Here is a 20,712-nt window from a genome sequence, read left to right on the forward strand (position 1 = left end):
GCTTGAAGCGGGCATTCGATATTCTAGTCAAAGACCGGAATTAGAAGTCGTAACGTAGACCTAGAGCTAGCTCGTCTTCAGCATCGATCTTGTTCGCAACTGTCTTACCGCTAGTTGAGCCGAACTTATCGCCAGCGTCAATTAGGTTGAAGTTGTAAGAAACGTAACCGCGGAAGTTAGGTTTGAAGTAGTAAGAAGCATCAACAGCGAAGTTGTTTGCAGAAGTTTCGTTGTTAGTTTCTGCATTGTTGTACGTTGTTGTGAATACTGTTTGACCTAGCGTGTAAGCACCCGCTAGTTCGTAACCAGTGTAATCAACAGTGTTGTTGAATGTGTCAGTCATTTTTTCGCCATCTGTGAAGATACCAGCGAAGTAAAGATCAGACATTGTGTAAGATGCAGCTAGCATGTACTCGTTTGCATCGTATTGGTCTGCGTAACCAGCACCAAGCTCAAGACCAGTGTCCGCTACAGCGTAGATAGCTGATAGAGAGTAGCCGTCTTGTTTGTTATCAGAGTATTCACCGTTTTGTTCTACACGGTCAGCGAAGCGGTAGCTTGCTTTAACACTTAGGTTTTCGAATTGACCTTTGTAAGCCATCATGTTGTCTGTACGGTCTGCTACAGCTAGTTTGTCTGCTGCAGAGTTACCGTGGTAAGCCATGATATCTGTGAAGTCAGTGATAACGCCTAGTGCACCTTCAGTTTTACCGTATGCGAACTCACCGTAAGCACCGCCAAGACCAGCGTAAGCAAGACGAGTTTCTAGATCGCTCTTGTCGTCGCCGTCTACAGTACCGTTTTGAGCAGTCTCAAATTCACCTTCCCAGAAACCAACACCGTATAGGTTGTCATTGATCTCTTGTTTACCAAGGAAGTTTAGACGGATGCGAGATTTGTCTTGAGCGTCGCCATCTTTCATAGATAGACGTGCTTCAGCACGGCCGCCCATTTCTAGAGAAGTGCCGTCTTGGTTGTAAAGTTCAGCTGCGTTTACGCCAGTTGCCATAGCTGCTGCAGATACAGAAAGAGCAATTAGAGTCTTTTTCATCTTATTTGTCCTAGTTAGCTGTCCATAATCATTGTTGTATGGGGGAGAGGTAATCTCTCACAAGTTGTTGGTCTATAATCGGCCAATGAGCGGTATAATTCGCCCTTGTAAGCCTTTGATCTAACAACTCGCTGGACATGTTTTACTGCTAAAGTTTCCGTATGAGTTAGTAAAATGATATAAATCGTATCGATGAACACTGTTCGATTGTTCTGGTTTTTGATTTAACTTTTTGTTTTAAATGGCATTTTGTGGCTATAACATTCGTCTGACATTGATTAGTTTTTATCTTTTTTGATGTTTTTGGTGTAATGAACAGTGTTGTTTTTCAACAAATTGCGACAGTGATGCACTCTAGAATCGTTCTAAAAGTGACTTATATCATTATGCCGAAAGTGCATAGTCTTACGCCTTTCGAATTAAGATGATTTCGTCCGGGAGTTTGTTTACACTAAATGAAATACATCTTTAAGCGCACTACCCAGCCCTATGGCAGGGTGGGCTTTTTTTTGTCCAAAGACCCATTTGGGCTTGAGGTTATAAAATGGAAAAAGTTCCAATGACACTACGTGGCGAGCAAAAGCTACGTGCAGAACTCGATCGTCTACTTAAACTACGTCCTCAAATTTCAGAGGCAATCGCTGAAGCTCGTGAGTTAGGTGATTTAAAAGAGAACGCAGAATATCACGCCGCTCGAGAAGAGCAGGGTATCTGTGAAGCACAAATCCGTGACATTGAATACAAACTGTCAGTTGCTCAAGTTATTGATGTAACGAAGATGGAGAACACGGGTAAAGTTATTTTTGGTTCAACCGTAACCTTGATTGACATCGACACCGAAGAAGAAAAAACATACCAAATTGTTGGTGATGACGAAGCAGACATTAAAGCTGGCCGTATTTCAGTAAGCTCACCAATTGCTCGTGGCTTGATCGGTAAGATGGAAGGCGATGAGGTTGCTATTCAAACTCCGGGTGGCGCGAAAGACTTCGAAATCGACCGAGTAGAGTACATCTAAGTCGTTGAGAGTAGTCTGTTACTCCAATAAAACGCAAAAAGGTCGCCAATGGCGACCTTTTTTCTTCAGCAACGTAAGTAGAATTACTTACGAGGGATTTCGATTTTACGCTCTTCAGACTGGCGGTACAGCACAAGCACTTTACCAATAGTCTGAACTTTTTCTGCGCCCGTCTCACGTACGATAGCGTCGATGATTAGCTGTTTTGTTTCACGATCTTCTGAAGCAACTTTTACTTTGATTAGTTCGTGATGGTTAAGAGCGATTTCAATTTCTGCTAGCACGGCTTCTGTAAGTCCATTTGCGCCCATTAGCACGACAGGTTTTAAACTGTGAGCTAGGCCTTTAAGGTGCTGCTTTTGTTTGGTGCTTAGGTTCATTACGCGGCCAATTTTCTTTAAAATAAGGGTTGAAAAAAGCTATTTTAACGCCATCTATTGCTGAAGACTATAATTTATTGAGTAATAGGTAGCGCCTATTAAAACAATAGCTCCAATTTGCGCCTTGTTGGGATTAAAATGAGTAAACAAAAACATTCGGCTAGTTCTGGTCGTTGGTTGAAAGAACACTTTGATGATAAATACGCGAATGAGGCTCGTAAAAAAGGCTATCGCTCACGTGCTTATTTCAAGATCGATGAGATTCAAACGAAAGATAAATTGTTAAAGCCTGGGATGACAGTCGTCGATTTGGGTGCGGCACCGGGCGGGTGGTCTCAATATGCTGCTAAGATAGTAGGAGACAGTGGTCAGATCATTGCGTGTGATTTGCTTCCTATGGACCCGATTGCAGGTGTCAGCTTTTTACAAGGCGACTTTCGCGATGATGCAGTATTGGAAGCTTTGCTAGAAAGAATCCAACCTTCAATGGTAGACGTAGTAATGTCTGACATGGCACCTAATATTGCGGGAAATAACTCTGTTGACCAACCTCGTGCTATGTATTTAGTTGAATTGGCTTTAGATATGTGTCGACAAGTTCTAGCGCCTAATGGTAGCTTTGTCGTAAAGGTTTTCCAGGGGGAAGGCTTCGATCAGTATGTGAAAGAAGTCCGAGACATGTTTAAAGCCGTAAAAATTAGAAAACCAGACTCATCGCGAGCTCGCTCTCGAGAAGTCTTTGTTGTAGCCACTGGTTACAAAGGTTAACCATTTTGCTCTCTTGAGAGCGTGTTAACACTATAGCTACAGTGAATGAACTGTAGTACCCTACCTTTAATTACAATTAGTTATCGAGAGGCTTACACCTTGAGTGACATGGCAAAAAATTTAATTCTGTGGCTTGTTATCGCCGTCGTATTGATGTCGGTATTCCAGAGCTTTGGCCCTGGAGAAAGCAATGGCAGAACCGTGGATTACACCACGTTTGTACAGGAAGTTGGCCAAGGCCAGATTCAAGAAGCAACTTTTAAAGACGGTGAAATTAGCTTTGTTCGTCGTGGCGGCGGTGCCAAAATGGTCACTTACATGCCAGTGTATGACCAAAAGCTTCTAGATGACCTAATTAACCAAAACGTGAAAGTACAGGGCACGCCTCCAGAAGAGCAAAGCTTGCTTGGTACTATTTTCATTTCTTGGTTCCCAATGATCTTACTGATTGGTGTATGGATTTTCTTCATGCGTCAAATGCAAGGCGGCGGCGGTAAAGGCGCCATGTCTTTTGGTAAGAGCAAAGCTCGAATGATGAGCGAAGAACAAATCAAGACAACTTTTGCTGACGTTGCAGGTTGTGACGAAGCAAAAGAAGACGTGAAAGAGCTGGTGGACTACCTGCGTGATCCAAGCCGCTTCCAAAAACTGGGTGGTAAGATTCCTACTGGTGTGTTAATGGTTGGTCCTCCTGGTACTGGTAAAACGCTTCTAGCGAAAGCCATTGCTGGTGAAGCAAAAGTACCGTTTTTTACCATCTCGGGTTCAGATTTCGTAGAAATGTTTGTGGGTGTCGGTGCATCTCGTGTACGTGACATGTTCGAACAAGCTAAGAAAGCAGCGCCTTGTATTATCTTCATCGATGAAATCGATGCGGTAGGTCGTCAGCGTGGTGCTGGTGTTGGTGGTGGTCACGATGAACGTGAACAAACACTAAACCAAATGCTAGTAGAGATGGATGGTTTCGAAGGTAACGAAGGTATCATCGTAATCGCTGCTACTAACCGTCCAGACGTTCTTGACCCAGCGTTGCTACGTCCTGGTCGTTTTGACCGCCAAGTAGTGGTTGGATTACCAGATGTACGTGGTCGTGAGCAGATTCTAAAAGTACACATGCGTAAAGTCCCTCTAGCAGGTGACGTAGAGCCTTCTCTAATCGCTCGTGGTACACCAGGCTTCTCTGGTGCTGATTTAGCAAACCTAGTCAACGAAGCGGCGCTATTTGCTGCGCGTGGTAACAAGCGTAACGTTTCTATGGTTGAATTCGAATTAGCGAAAGACAAAATCATGATGGGTGCCGAGCGCCGTTCAATGGTGATGTCTGAAGAGACAAAAGAGTCAACGGCTTATCACGAAGCGGGTCACGCAATTGTTGGTCGTTTAGTACCTGAGCACGATCCAGTGTACAAGGTGTCGATCATTCCACGCGGTCGCGCGTTGGGTGTGACTATGTACCTACCAGAGCAAGACCGTGTCAGCATGTCTCGCCAGCATCTAGAGTCTATGATCTCTAGCTTGTACGGTGGTCGTCTAGCGGAAGAGCTCATCTACGGTGCTGATAAAGTCTCAACAGGCGCGTCAAACGATATTGAACGTGCAACTGATATTGCTCGTAAGATGGTTACTCAATGGGGTTTCTCTGAAAAGCTTGGTCCTCTACTGTATGCAGAAGATGAAGGTGAGGTGTTCCTTGGTCGTAGCGTGACTCAGACTAAGCATGTATCTGACGATACGGCGAAGTTGATTGATGATGAAGTTCGTCAGATCATTGACCGCAACTATGACCGTGCGAAGAAGATTCTTCAAGAAAACATGGATATCATGCATGCGATGAAAGATGCGCTGATGAAGTATGAAACCATTGATGCTCGTCAAATTGATGATTTAATGGAGCGCAAAGCTGAAATTCGTGAGCCTGCGGGTTGGAGTGATAACTCAACTAGCAAACCTGAAGACAGCGAGAAGCCTCAAGCAAAGTCAGAAGTTAAAGAAGAAGCAACGGACGCTGCGAAAGATGCAGAAAAGTCTAGCTCTCCAGAAGCGACTTCTAGCGAAGCGCCTGAAAAGAAAGACTCTGAATAAAGAGTGTTGATAATAATAAACCCCGAGTTATCTCGGGGTTTTTGTGTTTATGATGATGATTACAGCAAATAACAAATCTTTAGATCTTTCCCGTCCACATGTTATGGCCATTCTAAATGTGACTCCGGATTCCTTTTCGGATGGTGGTAAATACAACTCGATTGAACTCGCCCTTGCTCAAGTTGATAAAATGATAAAGGCTGGTGTAAGCATTGTTGATGTTGGTGGGGAGTCGACAAGGCCAGGCGCGCCAGATGTGTCTTTAGAAGAAGAACTTCGACGTGTTGTCCCAGTAATCAAGGCCATTCGTGAAAAGTACGATGTGTGGATTTCGGTCGATACCAGTAAAGCGGAAGTTATGCGTCAAGCTATTGATGCTGGTGCAGATTTGATCAATGACATTCGATCTTTGCAAGAACCTGGTGCTCTCGAAGTCGCAGCAGAAGCAAAGCTTCCAATTTGTCTGATGCATATGAAAGGTCAACCTAGAACCATGCAAGTTGCACCTCATTATGATGATGTGATGAGCGACGTATCTGCCTTTCTAGAAGAACGTATCGCGGCATGTGAAGCAGCAGGGATTGATAAATCTCAACTGATTCTCGATCCTGGATTTGGCTTTGGCAAAACGATAGAACACAATTATCATATGCTCGCTCATCTTGAAAAGTTTCATGAATTCGGCCTGCCAATTTTGGCTGGTATGTCTCGTAAATCAATGATTTTTAAATTGTTGGATAAGCCAGCGGCTGAATGTACAAATGCGAGTGTCGTTTGCGCTACGATTGCAGCAATGAAAGGCGCGCAGATCATTCGTGTGCATGACTTTGAAGAGACAATCGAAGCAATGAAAGTTGTTGAGATGACGAAAAACAATATTTAAAAATAATAAAGGAAAGTTTATGTCGAATAAAAGACGTTACTTTGGTACTGACGGTGTGCGCGGTAAAGTAGGACAATACCCAATCACTCCGGACTTCGTACTTAAGCTTGGCTGGGCTGCTGGTCGTGTACTAGCAAAACAAGGCACAAAGAAAGTTATTATAGGTAAAGATACGCGTATCTCCGGTTATATGCTCGAATCTGCATTAGAAGCAGGCCTTGCTGCAGCGGGACTTAAAGCAACATTTACTGGTCCAATGCCAACCCCAGCAGTGGCATATTTAACTCAAACTTTCCGCGCAGAGGCGGGGATTGTGATTTCTGCATCGCATAACCCATATTACGACAACGGCATTAAATTCTTTTCTTCTGAAGGTACTAAGCTACCTGACGATATCGAGTTGGCGATTGAAGCTGAGCTGGATAAAGACATTGAATGTGTTGAGTCTGCAGAACTTGGTAAAGCCACTCGTCTAAATGACGCTGCAGGCCGTTACATCGAATTCTGTAAGAGTACTTTCCCATCTGAATTGAGTCTTGCAAACTTTAAAATCGTGGTAGATTGTGCGCACGGTGCAACGTACCACATTGCTCCAAATGTCTTCAAAGAGCTTGGCGCAGAAGTTATTGCAATGGGCGTAGAGCCTAACGGCATCAACATTAATGAAGAAGTGGGCGCAACAGATGTTCGTGCGCTTCAAAAGCGTGTCGTTGAAGAGCAAGCGCACCTTGGTTTAGCATTTGATGGTGATGGTGACCGTATCATTATGGTCGACCACCTTGGCAACAAAGTCGATGGCGACCAAATTGCTTACATTATTGCTCGTGATGCTCTTCGTCGTGGCGAGCTAAAGGGTGGTGTAGTTGGTACGTTGATGACCAACTTGGGCATGGAAAATGGCTTAAAGCAGCTAGGCATTCCATTCGTACGTGCCGCTGTTGGTGACCGTTATGTCATGGAACAACTGCTAGAAAAAGGCTGGAAAATTGGTGCTGAAAACTCAGGCCATGTGATCTTATTAGATAAAGTCACCACGGGCGATGCGATTGTTGCAGCACTGCAAGTGCTTGCTTCTGTAGTTGGCAGTGATATGTCTTTGCATGAGCTATCGCAAGGCATGACGTTGTATCCTCAGGTTCTAGAAAATGTCCGCTTTGCAGGGGAAAGTAATCCTCTTGAAGCTCAAGCAGTACTAAACGCCGTCGCCGAAGTAGAAGCTACGCTGGGTGATAAAGGACGTGTATTGTTGCGTAAATCTGGCACAGAGCCTTTGATTCGCGTTATGGTGGAAGGTGAGGATGGCGAGCTAGTTCAAAGCTCTGCACTGAAAATTGCCGAAGCTGTAAAAGCAAGTTGTTAATCATTGCGTTAAAGTGTGCAGTGAATGAAAAGGGCATCTTTTGCCCTTTTTTTGAGCGCTTAGCGCATTGGCATTGATTTTTTACTAATTTTCCCTTGTCAGCGTTACCGGCTTTCGCTAGTATTGCTCCGCCTCCCGTTAGGAGGTCGCTAGCCTTGTTCAATTATGATTTATTCTCTTGAACGGCGCTGGCTCAACAATTTGGAACATAGGTGGAAAAAATGTTTTCAGTTCTACTTGTGATTTACCTGTTGGCAGCGCTTGGTGTGATTGGCCTTGTGTTGATTCAACAAGGTAAAGGCGCAGATATGGGAGCCTCGTTCGGTGCTGGTGCTTCAAACACAGTGTTTGGTGCTGGCGGCTCAGGTAATTTCTTAACCCGAACAACTGCTATTTTAGCAACCGTATTCTTTATCGTTAGCTTGTTGCTTGGTCGTATGTCTACGCACCAGACTGAATCACAATGGGTAGACCCAACATTAGGTCAACCAGTTGTTGAACAAGTTAAGGATGCAGCGAGTGAAGTTCCAGCCCCTGCGGGTGATGAAATTCCTCAATAAGCTGTAAGGTTTTGATGCCGAGATGGTGAAATTGGTAGACACGCTAGCATGAGGTGCTAGTGCCTTAGGTGTGAGGGTTCGAGTCCCTCTCTCGGCACCATGTATTTACAAACTTGTAAATCACTTGTTTGCGAGTATAATGCTCAGCAAGTCGGACGCGGGGTGGAGCAGCTTGGTAGCTCGTCGGGCTCATAACCCGAAGGTCGTCGGTTCAAATCCGGCCCCCGCAACCAATCTCTTTCTTTAAGAAGAAATCGTAGATTGGCAAGTTTGCGTAGTGCTAACCACACTACGAGTTAAGAGAAGCATTTGTTGGCTATTCTTAACGTATCAGGGTCCAGCAGCATAAAACCCCGACTATCGGGGTTTTTTGTTATCTGAGCTTTTTGAAATAGCTCAGAGACTGCTTGGTTTTTTGATTGGGCTCTGAGCCCTTTTTTTGTTTCTGGAGTGGTTAAATGACTGGTTTAGAAAGACAACTTACTGAAATGCTTGAAGCACCAGTAGAGGCATCAGGCTATGAGTTGGTTGGATTAGAATTCATTCGTGCAGGCGCGCACTCAACGTTACGCATCTACATTGACCATGAAAATGGTATTAACGTGGACGACTGTGCAGAAGTTAGCCACCAAGTTAGTGCGGTTTTAGACGTTGAAGATCCAATTTCTGTTGCTTACAGCCTAGAAGTGTCTTCTCCAGGTTTAGAAAGACCACTTTTTAAAGCAGCACATTACGAGCAATTTATTGGTCACGAGGTCAGCATCGTATTGAAAATGGCTGTAGCAAACCGTCGTAAGTGGAAAGGTATTATCCACGGCGTTGATGGCGAAACAGTGGCAATTACTGTAGACGGTCAGCAAGAAGAGTTTGCTCTAAGTAACATTTCCAAAGCTAACCTGATCCCTAAATTTTAGTTCCCTAAAAAAGTTTAAGCTTAGAGGCTAAATACAATGAGTAAAGAAATTTTAGCGGTAGCAGAAGCGGTATCGAACGAAAAAGCGGTACCTCGTGAGCGTATCTTTGAGGCTCTTGAGATTGCTCTAGCAACTTCTACAAAGAAAAAATATGAAATCGAAATCGACGTACGTGTTGCCATTGACCGTAAAACTGGTGAGTTTGTGACTTACCGTCGTTGGTTAGTTGTTGATGATGTTGAGAACCCTACAAAAGAGATCTCACTAGAAGCAGCACAGTACGAAGATGACTCAATCGAGCTTGGCGACTACGTAGAAGACGAAATCGAATCAGTAACGTTTGACCGTATTACGACTCAAACGGCTAAGCAAGTTATCGTACAAAAAGTTCGTGAAGCTGAACGTGCACAAATCGTTGAGCAGTTCATCGACAATGAAGGTGATCTAATCACTGGCGTTGTGAAAAAAGTAAACCGCGACACAATCGTACTTGACCTTGGTAACAACGCTGAAGCGGTAATCCTACGTGATGACCAACTTCCTCGTGAAAACTTCCGTCCAGGCGACCGCGTTCGTGGTCTTCTTTACAAAGTCGCGCCAGAAGCACGTGGTTTCCAACTGTTCATCACTCGTTCTAAGCCTGAAATGCTGGCAGAACTATTCCGTGTTGAAGTGCCTGAAATCGCTGAAGATATTATCGAGTTGAAAGGCGCGGCACGTGATCCTGGTTCTCGTGCTAAGATCGCTGTCAAAACAAATGACAAACGTATCGACCCTGTAGGTGCGTGTGTTGGTATGCGTGGTGCACGTGTACAAGCTGTTTCTGGCGAACTTGGTGGTGAGCGTATCGATATTGTGCTTTGGGATGATAACCCAGCTCAATTCGTTATCAACGCAATGGCGCCAGCTGATGTTGCTTCTATCATCGTTGATGAGGATGCACACTCAATGGACATCGCAGTTGAAGCTGACAACCTAGCGCAAGCTATCGGTCGTAACGGTCAAAACGTGCGTCTAGCATCTCAGCTAACAGGTTGGGAACTGAATGTTATGACAGTTGCTGATCTTCAGAAGAAACACGCTGAAGAATCACAAGCATCTATTGAAAACTTCATGAAGTACCTAGATATTGAAGAAGACTTCGCTCAACTTCTTGTTGAAGAGGGTTTCTCAACGCTAGAAGAAATCGCATACGTGCCAGTTAACGAGCTACTAGAAATCGATGGTTTGAATGAAGAACTAATCGAAGAGCTTCGTGGACGTGCAAAAGATGCACTAACGACGATCGCACTAGCACAAGAAGAGTCTTTTGAAGGTCTAGAACCAGCTGAAGATCTGCTTGCACTTGAAGGTCTTGAGCGTGAGATGGCATTTAAATTGGCAGCGAAAGGTGTAGCGACACTGGAAGATCTTGCTGACCAAGGTATTGACGATTTAGAAGGTATCGAAGGCCTGACCGAAGAACGTGCAGGTGAGCTAATTATGGCCGCACGTAACATCTGTTGGTTCGGCGAAGAAGCATAATTTTCGGCAAGGAGGAAGCGGCATGACACAATTAACAGTTAAAGCACTGAGTGATGAGATTGGTACGCCAGTCGACCGCTTGATTGAACAACTTGCTGACGCTGGCATTAAAAAGGCGAGCTCTGACAATGTTACTGATGAAGAGAAGCAGAAGCTTCTCTCTCATCTAAAGAAAGAACACGGTGATAAATCAGGTGATTCAGAGCCGACTCGCCTTACGCTTCAGCGTAAAACTCGTAGTACACTTAGTGTGAACGCGGGTGGTGGTAAGAGTAAGAATGTTCAGGTTGAGGTGCGCAAAAAACGTACATACGTGAAGCGCAGCACAATTGAAGATGAAGCGAAACGTGAAGCTGAAGAAGCAGCACAACGTGAAGCAGAAGAAGCAGCAAAACGTGCAGCAGAAGAAGCTGCAAAACGTGAAGCTGAAGAAGCTGCAAAACGTGAAGCTGAAGAAGCTGCAAAACGTGAAGCTGAAGAAAAAGCGAAACGTGAAGCTGAAGAAAAAGCGAAGCGAGACGTAGATACGAATGCACAACGTAATGCTGAAGAAAAAGCAAAGCGTGATGCTGAAGAGAAAATTAAGCAAGAAGCAGCGCGAAAAGAGGCCGACGAGCTTAAACGTCGTCAGGAAGAAGAAGCTAAGCGTAAGGCTGAAGAGGAAAGTCAGCGCAAGCTTGAAGAAGCTCGCGAATTGGCTGAAAAGAATAAAGAGCGTTGGTCTGCTGCAGAAGAGAAAAAGGGTGATATGGAAGATACAGATTACCATGTAACGACTTCACAATACGCACGTGAAGCCGAAGATGAAGCAGATCGCAAAGTAGAGAGCGGTCGTCGTAAGAAGAAAAAAGCTTCAGGTAAAGACGACCAAGCTCGCGGTGGCCGTAACAACCAACGTGGCGGTAGAGGTCGTAAAGGCAAACTTGCTAAACCGACTTCAATGCAGCATGGCTTTGATAAGTCAGCAACGGTTGCTAAGCAAGACGTTGTAATTGGCGAAACGATCGTTCTATCAGAACTTGCTAACAAGATGTCGGTTAAAGCGACAGAAGTTATCAAAGTAATGATGAAGATGGGCGCTATGGCGACTATCAACCAAGTGATCGACCAAGAAACAGCACAACTTGTTGCTGAAGAAATGGGCCATAAAGTAGTTCTTCGTAAAGAGAACGAACTGGAAGAAGCGGTACTATCTGACCGTGACACTAACGCGGAAGCAGTTCCACGTGCTCCAGTTGTTACTATCATGGGTCACGTTGACCACGGTAAAACGTCAACACTTGACTACATCCGTCGCACACACGTTGCTTCTGGCGAAGCGGGTGGTATTACTCAGCACATTGGTGCGTACCACGTTGAAACAGACAACGGCATGATCACGTTCCTTGATACTCCTGGACACGCAGCGTTTACTGCAATGCGTGCTCGTGGTGCTCAAGCGACAGATATCGTTGTTCTTGTAGTTGCAGCAGACGATGGCGTAATGCCACAAACAGTAGAAGCGATTCAGCACGCGAAAGCGGCAGGCGTTCCTCTAATTGTTGCTGTGAACAAGATCGATAAAGAAGACGCGAACCCAGATAACGTTAAGAACGAGCTTGCTCAATACGACGTTATTCCTGAAGAGTGGGGCGGTGAGAACATGTTCGTTCACATCTCTGCTAAACAGGGTACAAACATCGATGGTCTTCTAGAAGCAATCCTTCTTCAGTCTGAAGTTCTTGAACTTACAGCTGTAGCTGAAGGCATGGCATCTGGTGTTGTTGTTGAATCTCGCCTAGATAAAGGTCGTGGTCCAGTTGCAACAGTACTTGTTCAATCAGGTACACTAAACAAAGGCGACATCGTTCTTTGTGGTCAAGAATACGGCCGTGTTCGTGCAATGCGTGATGAGCTAGGTAAAGAAATTACTTCGGCTGGCCCATCTATCCCTGTAGAGATCCTAGGTCTTTCAGGTGTACCATCTTCAGGTGATGAAGCAACAGTAGTTCGTGACGAGCGTAAAGCGCGTGAAGTAGCTAACTACCGTGCTGGTAAGTTCCGTGAAGTGAAACTTGCTCGTCAGCAGAAATCTAAACTAGAGAACATGTTCTCTAACATGACTGCTGGTGAAGTTGCTGAACTTAACGTTGTACTTAAAGCAGACGTTCAAGGTTCTGTAGAAGCAATCGCAGACTCACTAGTTAAGCTATCTACTGACGAAGTTAAAGTGAACATCGTTGGTTCTGGTGTTGGTGGTATTACGGAAACTGACGTAGTACTAGCGGAAGCTTCAAACGCAATCATCCTTGGCTTTAACGTTCGTGCAGATGCTTCTGCTCGCCGTGCTGTAGAAGCCGCAGCTGTTGACTTACGTTACTACTCAATCATTTACCAATTGATTGACGAAGTTAAACAAGCAATGGGTGGTATGCTTGCTCCAGAATTCAAGCAAGAGATCATTGGTCTTGCTGAAGTTCGTGACGTGTTTAAGTCACCGAAACTGGGCGCTATCGCTGGTTGTATGGTTACAGAAGGTGTGATCAAGCGTAACAACCCAATCCGTGTACTACGTGATAACGTTGTTATTTACGAAGGTGAACTAGAGTCGCTACGTCGTTTCAAAGATGACGTTCAAGAAGTTAAGAATGGCTACGAATGTGGTATCGGCGTTAAGAACTACAATGATGTTCGCGTTGGTGACCAAATCGAAGTCTTCGAAATCGTTGAAATTAAACGTACTCTAGACTAATTGACTAAAATTACTAATATTGTCTTTGAAAGATAAGTAGTAATTGGTTGTTGAATACACCATGGGGGGCTGGCTTTGACCAACCCCCCATTCTTTCTATATAAGAGTAAAGATATGTCAAAAGAATTTAGCCGCACGCAGCGCGTTGCACAGCAGCTGCAAAAAGAACTAGCGATGATCCTTCAACGTGAAGTTCGTGACTCTCGCCTTGGCATGGTGACGATCTCAGACGTAGAAGTCTCTCGTGACCTAGCTTACGCAAAAGTATTTGTGACCTTCCTATGTGTGGGCGAGCAAACACCAGAATCATGTCTAGCAGCACTACGCGAGCACGAAGTGCACATTCGCATGATGTTAGGTAAGCGCATTCGTCTACGTTTAACGCCAGAAATCCGCTTCCATTATGACAATACGCTTGTTGAAGGTATGCGTATGTCTAACCTAGTGTCTGAAGTGGTAAGCTCAGACAAGAAAAAGCAAAAAGACTCTGGTCGTGAGGACGAAGAATAATGGCTCGTCGTCGTAAAGGTCGTCCAATTAATGGCGTTATACTGTTGGACAAACCAACAGGCATCTCTTCCAATGATGCACTGCAAAAAGTAAAGCGAATCTACTTTGCTGAGAAAGCGGGCCACACTGGCGCCTTGGACCCATTAGCGACAGGCATGCTGCCAATTTGCTTGGGTGAAGCGACGAAGTTTTCTCAGTTTCTTCTAGATTCTGATAAACGTTACCGTGTGATCGCAAAGCTTGGTGAACGTACCAACACGTCTGACTCGGATGGTGAAGTCGTAGAGACACGTCCAATCGATGTTACGTTAGACAAGCTAGAAGCGTGCATTGAGAAGTTCCGTGGCGAATCTGATCAAGTGCCTTCCATGTTTTCAGCGTTGAAATATCAAGGGAAACCCTTGTATGAATACGCTCGTAAAGGCATCGAAGTTCCGCGTGAATCTCGTAAGATCACGGTATATGAGATTGTTCTTCACCGTTTTGAAGGCGATGAAGTCGAGATGGAAGTGCATTGCTCAAAAGGCACCTACATTCGTACCATCGTGGATGACCTAGGCGAAATGTTAGGTTGTGGTGCGCACGTAACTATGCTTCGACGCACTGGTGTTGCGAAATACCCTTACGAGAAGATGGTGACACTTGAGCAACTGAATGAGTTACTAGAGCAAGCACACCGTGAAGAGCGCGCTCCTCGAGAACTACTGGACCCATTGCTGTTACCAATGGATACAGCGGTAGAAGACTTACCAGAAGTCAACTTAGTGCCTGAACTGGCGGATATGGTTCAGCATGGGCAACCTGTTCAAGTATTTGGTGCGCCTACCGAAGGCTCACTTCGCCTTACCATGGGTGAAGAGCGTTTGTTTATTGGCGTTGGCGAAATGAACGAAGATGGCAAAATCGCTCCTAAGCGATTGGTCGTGTTCCGAGATGACGTCGCATCCAAGTAAATGATTGAAAATACCGACCTGAGTGTCGGTATTTTTATATTGCACGAGATAGGAAATTTCCCTATAATCCGCGCTTCGCGTAGCGGCTGAATCAGAGATTGGCTGCTACAACTTTAAACCTACTCTTATTAGGAGAGAATTATGTCTCTGAATGCAGAAACTAAAGCAGCAATCGTTGCAGAATACGCACAAGGCGAAGGCGACACTGGTTCACCAGAAGTTCAAGTAGCTCTACTTACAGCTTCTATCAACCACCTACAAGGTCACTTCAAAGCGCACAAAGGCGATCACCACAGCCGTCGTGGTCTTCTACGCATGGTTTCTCGTCGTCGTAAGCTTCTAGATTACCTAAAAGGTAAAAACCTAGCTCGCTACCAAGACCTAATCAAACGTCTAGGCCTACGTCGCTAATCAGCGACTGCATAGCAGTTTGTCTAAAAAGGGGCTTTATGCCCCTTTTTTGTTGCCTAAATTTAGCCAAATTAGACTTATGCCGTTATAATACTGGCGGCTAAACCTCGTAAGAGGTTTTCTCAAAAGCTCATAGCATTACAGTCAACCACGTCGACCAAAAGGTCGCGACTATTCAAAAGGAATTTCCGAGTTTCTTTTTACTAGTCGCGATTCGTAATGTCTTGAGTGTCAATTAACACATCTAAGATTTCTTTTAGCACTAAAGGAAGATTAGAAACAAGGAATAACAATGTTCGAAAAACCAGTTGTTAAAACGTTCCAGTACGGTAACCACACAGTTACTTTAGAAACTGGCGTTATTGCACGTCAAGCTACAGCAGCAGTTATGGTCACAATGGATGATACGTCTGTATTTGTATCTGTTGTAGGTAAAAAAGAAGCCGTTGCAGGTCAAGACTTCTTCCCACTAACGGTTAACTACCAAGAGCGTACTTACGCTGCAGGTAAAATCCCAGGCGGTTTCTTCAAGCGTGAAGGTCGTCCTTCTGAAGGCGAAACGCTAACAGCTCGTCTAATCGACCGTCCAATCCGTCCGCTATTCCCAGACGCGTTTAAAAACGAAGTTCAGGTTATCGCGACAGTAATGTCTGTAAACCCAGATGTTCAGCCAGATATCGTTACAATGATCGGTACTTCTGCTGCTCTTGCTATCTCTGGCATTCCATTCAACGGCCCTATCGGTGCGGCGCGTGTCGGTCATATCGATGGTCAGCTTGTACTTAACCCTAGCCAAACTGAACTAGAAACTTCTAAGCTTGATCTTGTTGTTGCTGGTACAGAATCAGCCGTACTGATGGTTGAATCAGAAGCGGACAACCTAACTGAAGAAGAAATGCTAGCAGCGGTTGTTTACGGTCATGATCAACAACAAGTTGCTATCAAAGCTATCAACGAATTCAAAGCAGAAGTGGCAACTCCTGCTTGGGATTGGGTTGCTCCTGAAGAAAACACAGCGCTTAAAGATAAGATTGCTGAGCTAGCAGAAGCGAAGCTTGTTGAGGCTTACAAAATCACTGAGAAGATGGCTCGTTACGACCGTATCAATGAGATCGCTGCGGAAGTAAATGAAGTTCTTCTTGCTGAAGATCCTGAAGCGGATACAAAAGAAATCCACACTATCTTCCATGATCTAGAGAAAACAGTTGTACGTCGTAGCATTATCGCGGGTAACCCTCGTATTGATGGCCGTGAAAAAGACATGGTTCGTGCACTAGATGTACGCACTGGTGTTCTTCCTCGCACACACGGTAGCGCACTATTCACTCGTGGTGAAACTCAGGCTATCGTGACGGCAACTCTAGGTACTCAGCGTGATGCTCAAATCATTGATGAGCTAACAGGCGAGCGTAAAGATCACTTCCTACTACACTACAACTTCCCTCCATACTGTGTAGGTGAGACTGGTTTTGTAGGTTCTCCTAAGCGTCGTGAAATCGGCCACGGTAAACTGGCTAAACGTGGTATCGCAGCAGTAATGCCATCAGTAGATGATTTCCCATACACAGTACGTGTTGTATCGGAAATCACTGAATCTAACGGTTCATCTTCAATGGCTTCTGTATGTGGTACGTCTCTTGCGCTTATGGACGCAGGTGTGCCAATCAAGTCTTCTGTTGCGGGTATCGCAATGGGCCTTGTTAAAGAAGGCGACGACTTCGTTGTTCTTTCTGACATCCTTGGTGACGAAGACCATCTAGGTGATATGGACTTTAAAGTAGCAGGTACTAACACTGGTATCACTGCTCTTCAAATGGACATCAAGATCGAAGGCATCACTAAAGAAATCATGCAAATTGCGCTTAACCAAGCTCAAGGCGCACGTAAGCACATCCTATCTGTAATGGATGAAGCAATCTCTGGTGCCCGTGAAGACATCTCTGAATTTGCTCCTCGTATTCACACGATGAAGATTAGCGCAGAGAAGATCAAAGACGTTATCGGTAAAGGTGGTGCAGTTATCCGTGCTCTAACTGAAGAGACTGGTACAACTATCGAAATCGAAGACGACGGTACTATCAAGATTGCTGCAACTGAAGGCACTGCTGCGAAAGAAGCTATCCGCCGTATCGAAGAGATCACTGCTGAAGTTGAAGTTGGCCGTATCTACACGGGTAAAGTTGCACGTCTAGCTGACTTCGGTGCATTCGTAACGGTTCTTCCAGGCAAAGATGGTCTGGTACACATTTCTCAAATCGCAGAAAAACGTGTTGAGAAAGTGTCTGACTACCTAGCTGAAGGCCAAGAAGTTCAAGTTAAAGTTCTTGAAATCGACCGCCAAGGCCGTGTACGTCTAAGCATGAAAGAAGCGGTAGAAAAGCCAGCTGAAGAAGCTGCTGCTGAAGCACCAGCTGCGAAAGACGAGTAAGACAAAGTGAGACTTTCAGCCTTTTATTAGATTAAGGGCCTGAAAGCATGTTATAAAAGGGGAGCATTTTCGCTCCCCTTTTTTTGGTTTATTTCGACGCATTAACCTCAAACAAGGTTATCGCCTATATTGCATTAAGAGAAATAAATTTTGAGCGGTCCAAACAGGAGTATCAATTAGTGAAATGGTTTCAAACCGCAAGTTTATGTGTTGCTATCGCGCTGACCGGTTGTGCAAATACTTCTCAGCAATCAGCACAAAAGTGGCTATATCCACCGATGGCGGTGCCACTTCAGCCTAGCGTTCAACAAGAAGTACAAATCGCGCGTTTATCGCAGTTGCTACAACGTCCTGATCTCAGTGATGAAGTACGCGCTAAAATGCATTATGAGCGCGGTAGCTACTACGATAGCGTTGGTTTGCGTGATCTTGCCCGTTTGGACTTTAACCAGTCTTTGCAGTTGAATCCTGCTCAACCGGATATCTTCAATCTTTTGGGGGTGTATTTCACCCAAGTAGGGGAGTTTGACGCGGCTTATGAAGCGTTTGATTCGACCATAGAGTTGGCTCCGGATAATACCTATGCTGAGCGCAACCGTGCGATTGCGCTGTATTACGGTGGCCGAATCGATCTCGCTTTAGAAGATATGACCAAGCACTATCAAGAAATGCCAACGGATCCTTTTCGTTCATTATGGCTGTACATCATCGAAGCTGAGCAAAATCCAGAGCAAGCAAAAGCCAATCTTCAACAGCGTTATTTACGAGATCGTAGTGAAGAGTGGGGATGGGTTCTTGTTGCTATCATGCTACGAGACGTCTCGGACGAAGACGCTCTTAAAGCAATTATGGATGGAACGAGAGAGAACTATCGCCTAGCTGAACGATTGACGGAAACGTATTTCTACCTTGGAAAGCGTAATCAGCTTGAAGGTGATATCGCAAGTGCCATCTCACTTTATAAGCTCGCGATTTCGTTCAACGTTTACGATTATGTTGAGCATCGCTATTCTTTCTTGGAATTGGCGCAAATCTACGATCAATTACAGCAAGATAGATTGGCCAAGCTAAAGGCTGCTAAGAAGCAGGAAATTGAATGATTTAGAGCCGCTCGATGAGAGCGGCTTTTTTATGATTGAACTTGATTAGTGACTCATTTAAAATAGTTAGCCTTGCTAACTAAGTGGCGGTGGCTTTTATGGCACTAGAAGAAAGCTTGATTGATTTAGAGCGTTTTTGCGCCAAAGCTTGGCGTGTTTATGCCAAAGAAGATCCGTTATCACATCTAAGCTTTAATGAGTTCGATTATTTACGTGTGATTCAGGTTTACCCTGAGGGTGTACGAATAACCGATCTTGCAGAAGAGTTGCAAGTGACTAAGCCTTCCGCATCGACAATGGTTGTTCGTTTGGAAAAAAAGGGTTTGGTGAAACGCATCGCATGTAATGAGGATGCCCGTGCTAAGCGTGTATTGCTGACAGAAGAAGTCGCAGAAAAAATGTCTTTGGAGCAGGTGGTTTACAAAGATATCTCTGAACAAATGATGCAACAATTAAATCAGCAAGAAGCTGAGCAGTTACAAGCTTTACTGAATAAAGCATTGAGCAATAAGTCATTTTAAATTAAACCAAAGGCCTCCGCTGTACGCATTAGCCTTTGGTGTTTCATTTTTCTTTTATTTAATTTAACCATTTAGTTAGCCTTGCTAATTAAATGGTTAGCTTTGCTAACTACTGGTGGCAGTCATGCAAAACTCAATTTATAGACAGTTTTGGAAATATACGATTCCAACCGTCGCAGCAATGCTCGTGAACGGTTTATATCAAATAGTTGATGGGATTTTTATTGGCCGTTATGTTGGTGCTGACGGATTAGCAGGGATCAATGTTGCGTGGCCGATCATCGGTTCTATCCTTGGTATAGGGATGATGATTGGGGTGGGGACTGGTGCGCTAACGTCGATTAAGCAAGGAGAAAACGATCATGAGGGCGCGAAGCGTATTTTAACGACCGGATTGGGGTTGTTAGCGATATTGATGCCGGTCGTTGCTACCATATTGTTCTATTTTTCCGATGAATTTATTCGCTGGCAGGGTGCGGAAGGGCGAGTGTTTGAACTCGCGCTGCAATATCTGCATATTCTGATTGTCGCGTGCGTATTTACGCTAGGCTCTATCGCGGTTCCATTTCTTTTACGCAATGACGACAGCCCGAACTTAGCAACGATGCTGATGGTCATCGGTGCCGTCATTAATATTGTATTAGACTACGTATTTATTGCTTGGTTGGGGTGGGAGTTAACCGGAGCGGCCATTGCTACAGCGCTGGCACAATTGGTGGTAACCGGGCTTGGTATTGGTTACTTCTTTACTTCAAAAGCGACCTTACGCCTTCGAATCAGTGACTTTAAGGTTCGAGTTGATGTTGCACCAAAGATTATAATGATCGGTACATCTAGCTTCTTTATGTACGCGTACGGCTCTGTGATGGTGGCAATGCACAACGCATTATTTGCTCAGTACGGAAGTGCAATGTTGATCGGGGCGTATGCTATTTTGGGATATATCGTGACGGTTTACTATCTGATTGCAGAGGGAATCGCGAACGGTATGCAACCTCTAGTGAGTTTCAATCACGGGGCGCGCAACCAGGCGAACGTCAGAAAATTACTGCAAGTCGCAATGGGGACATCTGTGCTTGGTGGTGTAGCGTTTGTGGGTTTGATGAACCTTTTCCCGTACGAGTTGGTCTCGGTGTTTAACAATGCTGATCAGCAGTTGATTGATAGCACGGTGATCGGGATTCGTTTACACATGTTTGCGTTGTTCCTAGATGGCTTTTTAGTCGTGGCGGCTGCGTACTACCAATCGGTAAACAAAGGCAGCAAAGCCATGTTTGTGACATTAGGCAACATGTTGGTTCAACTGCCGTTTTTATTCGTTATGCCGAAACTGTTTGGCGTGACAGGTATTTGGCTGGCTTTCCCATTGTCCAATATTGCGCTGAGTTTAGTCGTGGTCAGTATGTTGTGGCGGGACGTGAAAAAGCTGCTAAACGAAACTTCGGCTGAGCCAACAGTGCAAGCCTGTTAACAATGGCTGATAGAGAAAAGCGAGGTTGGGCCTCGCTTTTCTTTTTT

At 44.8% G+C, this 20,712-nt stretch carries 18 protein-coding genes and 2 tRNA genes; 18 read left to right on the forward strand and 2 right to left on the reverse strand.

Annotated features, from left to right (window positions below; genetic code table 11):
• Positions 1 to 40: 40 nt before the first annotated feature.
• Entirely contained in the window at positions 41 to 1,051 is a 1,011-nt protein-coding gene (locus tag NL644_RS09165) for a porin (protein WP_114323598.1), read from the reverse strand.
• A 544-nt stretch (positions 1,052 to 1,595) separates the two neighbouring features.
• Here NL644_RS09165 and greA point away from each other — a divergent pair.
• Complete coding sequence (gene greA, locus NL644_RS09170; RefSeq protein ID WP_005380065.1) at positions 1,596 to 2,069, forward strand: transcription elongation factor GreA; 474 nt, start codon at positions 1,596 to 1,598, stop codon at positions 2,067 to 2,069.
• Positions 2,070 to 2,152: 83 nt separating this feature from the next.
• Here greA and yhbY read toward each other — a convergent pair whose 3' ends face one another.
• A complete protein-coding gene (gene yhbY, locus NL644_RS09175; RefSeq protein WP_005380066.1) occupies positions 2,153 to 2,449 on the reverse strand; it encodes a ribosome assembly RNA-binding protein YhbY in 297 nt (98 codons plus the stop codon).
• Between the two features lie 138 nt (positions 2,450 to 2,587).
• Between yhbY and rlmE the strand changes: the two genes are divergently transcribed.
• The 17 genes from rlmE to NL644_RS09260 all read left to right on the forward strand — a co-directional run bounded on the left by rlmE (position 2,588) and on the right by NL644_RS09260 (position 20,665).
• Positions 2,588 to 3,217, forward strand: a complete 630-nt coding sequence (gene rlmE, locus NL644_RS09180; RefSeq protein ID WP_005388985.1) for a 23S rRNA (uridine(2552)-2'-O)-methyltransferase RlmE — start codon at positions 2,588 to 2,590, stop codon at positions 3,215 to 3,217.
• A gap of 108 nt (positions 3,218 to 3,325) precedes the next feature.
• Complete coding sequence (ftsH, locus tag NL644_RS09185; RefSeq protein WP_253658333.1) at positions 3,326 to 5,299, forward strand: ATP-dependent zinc metalloprotease FtsH; 1,974 nt, start codon at positions 3,326 to 3,328, stop codon at positions 5,297 to 5,299.
• Between the two features lie 52 nt (positions 5,300 to 5,351).
• Positions 5,352 to 6,182, forward strand: coding sequence for a dihydropteroate synthase (folP, locus tag NL644_RS09190; protein WP_031780413.1), 831 nt, complete (start codon positions 5,352 to 5,354; stop codon positions 6,180 to 6,182).
• A gap of 19 nt (positions 6,183 to 6,201) precedes the next feature.
• Complete coding sequence (glmM, locus tag NL644_RS09195; RefSeq protein ID WP_005394663.1) at positions 6,202 to 7,542, forward strand: phosphoglucosamine mutase; 1,341 nt, start codon at positions 6,202 to 6,204, stop codon at positions 7,540 to 7,542.
• 221 nt (positions 7,543 to 7,763) lie between these two features.
• A complete protein-coding gene (secG, locus tag NL644_RS09200) occupies positions 7,764 to 8,102 on the forward strand; it encodes a preprotein translocase subunit SecG (RefSeq protein ID WP_005380080.1) in 339 nt (112 codons plus the stop codon).
• A gap of 16 nt (positions 8,103 to 8,118) precedes the next feature.
• Positions 8,119 to 8,202: transfer RNA gene (locus NL644_RS09205), tRNA-Leu, on the forward strand.
• A gap of 56 nt (positions 8,203 to 8,258) precedes the next feature.
• Positions 8,259 to 8,335, forward strand: a tRNA-Met gene (locus tag NL644_RS09210).
• Between the two features lie 225 nt (positions 8,336 to 8,560).
• Entirely contained in the window at positions 8,561 to 9,016 is a 456-nt protein-coding gene (gene rimP / locus NL644_RS09215) for a ribosome maturation factor RimP (protein WP_114323596.1), read from the forward strand.
• Between the two features lie 36 nt (positions 9,017 to 9,052).
• Entirely contained in the window at positions 9,053 to 10,540 is a 1,488-nt protein-coding gene (gene nusA, locus NL644_RS09220; protein ID WP_005380084.1) for a transcription termination factor NusA, read from the forward strand.
• Positions 10,541 to 10,562: 22 nt separating this feature from the next.
• Positions 10,563 to 13,271, forward strand: coding sequence for a translation initiation factor IF-2 (infB, locus tag NL644_RS09225; RefSeq protein WP_012841448.1), 2,709 nt, complete (start codon positions 10,563 to 10,565; stop codon positions 13,269 to 13,271).
• A 114-nt stretch (positions 13,272 to 13,385) separates the two neighbouring features.
• A complete protein-coding gene (rbfA, locus tag NL644_RS09230; protein WP_005394657.1) occupies positions 13,386 to 13,781 on the forward strand; it encodes a 30S ribosome-binding factor RbfA in 396 nt (131 codons plus the stop codon).
• Positions 13,781 to 14,734 (forward strand): tRNA pseudouridine(55) synthase TruB, encoded by a 954-nt coding sequence (truB, locus tag NL644_RS09235; protein ID WP_005394656.1) that lies wholly within the window; start codon positions 13,781 to 13,783, stop codon positions 14,732 to 14,734. The genes rbfA and truB overlap by 1 nt, the downstream gene beginning before the upstream one ends.
• Before the next feature lie 141 nt (positions 14,735 to 14,875).
• Positions 14,876 to 15,145 (forward strand): 30S ribosomal protein S15, encoded by a 270-nt coding sequence (rpsO, locus tag NL644_RS09240; protein WP_005380094.1) that lies wholly within the window; start codon positions 14,876 to 14,878, stop codon positions 15,143 to 15,145.
• 292 nt (positions 15,146 to 15,437) lie between these two features.
• Positions 15,438 to 17,573 (forward strand): polyribonucleotide nucleotidyltransferase, encoded by a 2,136-nt coding sequence (gene pnp, locus NL644_RS09245; RefSeq protein ID WP_114323595.1) that lies wholly within the window; start codon positions 15,438 to 15,440, stop codon positions 17,571 to 17,573.
• 179 nt (positions 17,574 to 17,752) lie between these two features.
• Positions 17,753 to 18,673 (forward strand): lipoprotein NlpI, encoded by a 921-nt coding sequence (gene nlpI, locus NL644_RS09250; RefSeq protein WP_012841449.1) that lies wholly within the window; start codon positions 17,753 to 17,755, stop codon positions 18,671 to 18,673.
• 98 nt (positions 18,674 to 18,771) lie between these two features.
• Complete coding sequence (locus tag NL644_RS09255; RefSeq protein WP_005394653.1) at positions 18,772 to 19,194, forward strand: MarR family winged helix-turn-helix transcriptional regulator; 423 nt, start codon at positions 18,772 to 18,774, stop codon at positions 19,192 to 19,194.
• Between the two features lie 124 nt (positions 19,195 to 19,318).
• Positions 19,319 to 20,665, forward strand: coding sequence for an MATE family efflux transporter (locus NL644_RS09260; RefSeq protein ID WP_114323594.1), 1,347 nt, complete (start codon positions 19,319 to 19,321; stop codon positions 20,663 to 20,665).
• Positions 20,666 to 20,712: the final 47 nt, after the last annotated feature.

The sequence above is a fragment of the Vibrio sp. Y10_XG_PY6 genome (genome assembly GCF_024181795.1).
GTDB classification, from domain to species: Bacteria; Pseudomonadota; Gammaproteobacteria; order Enterobacterales; family Vibrionaceae; genus Vibrio; species Vibrio diabolicus.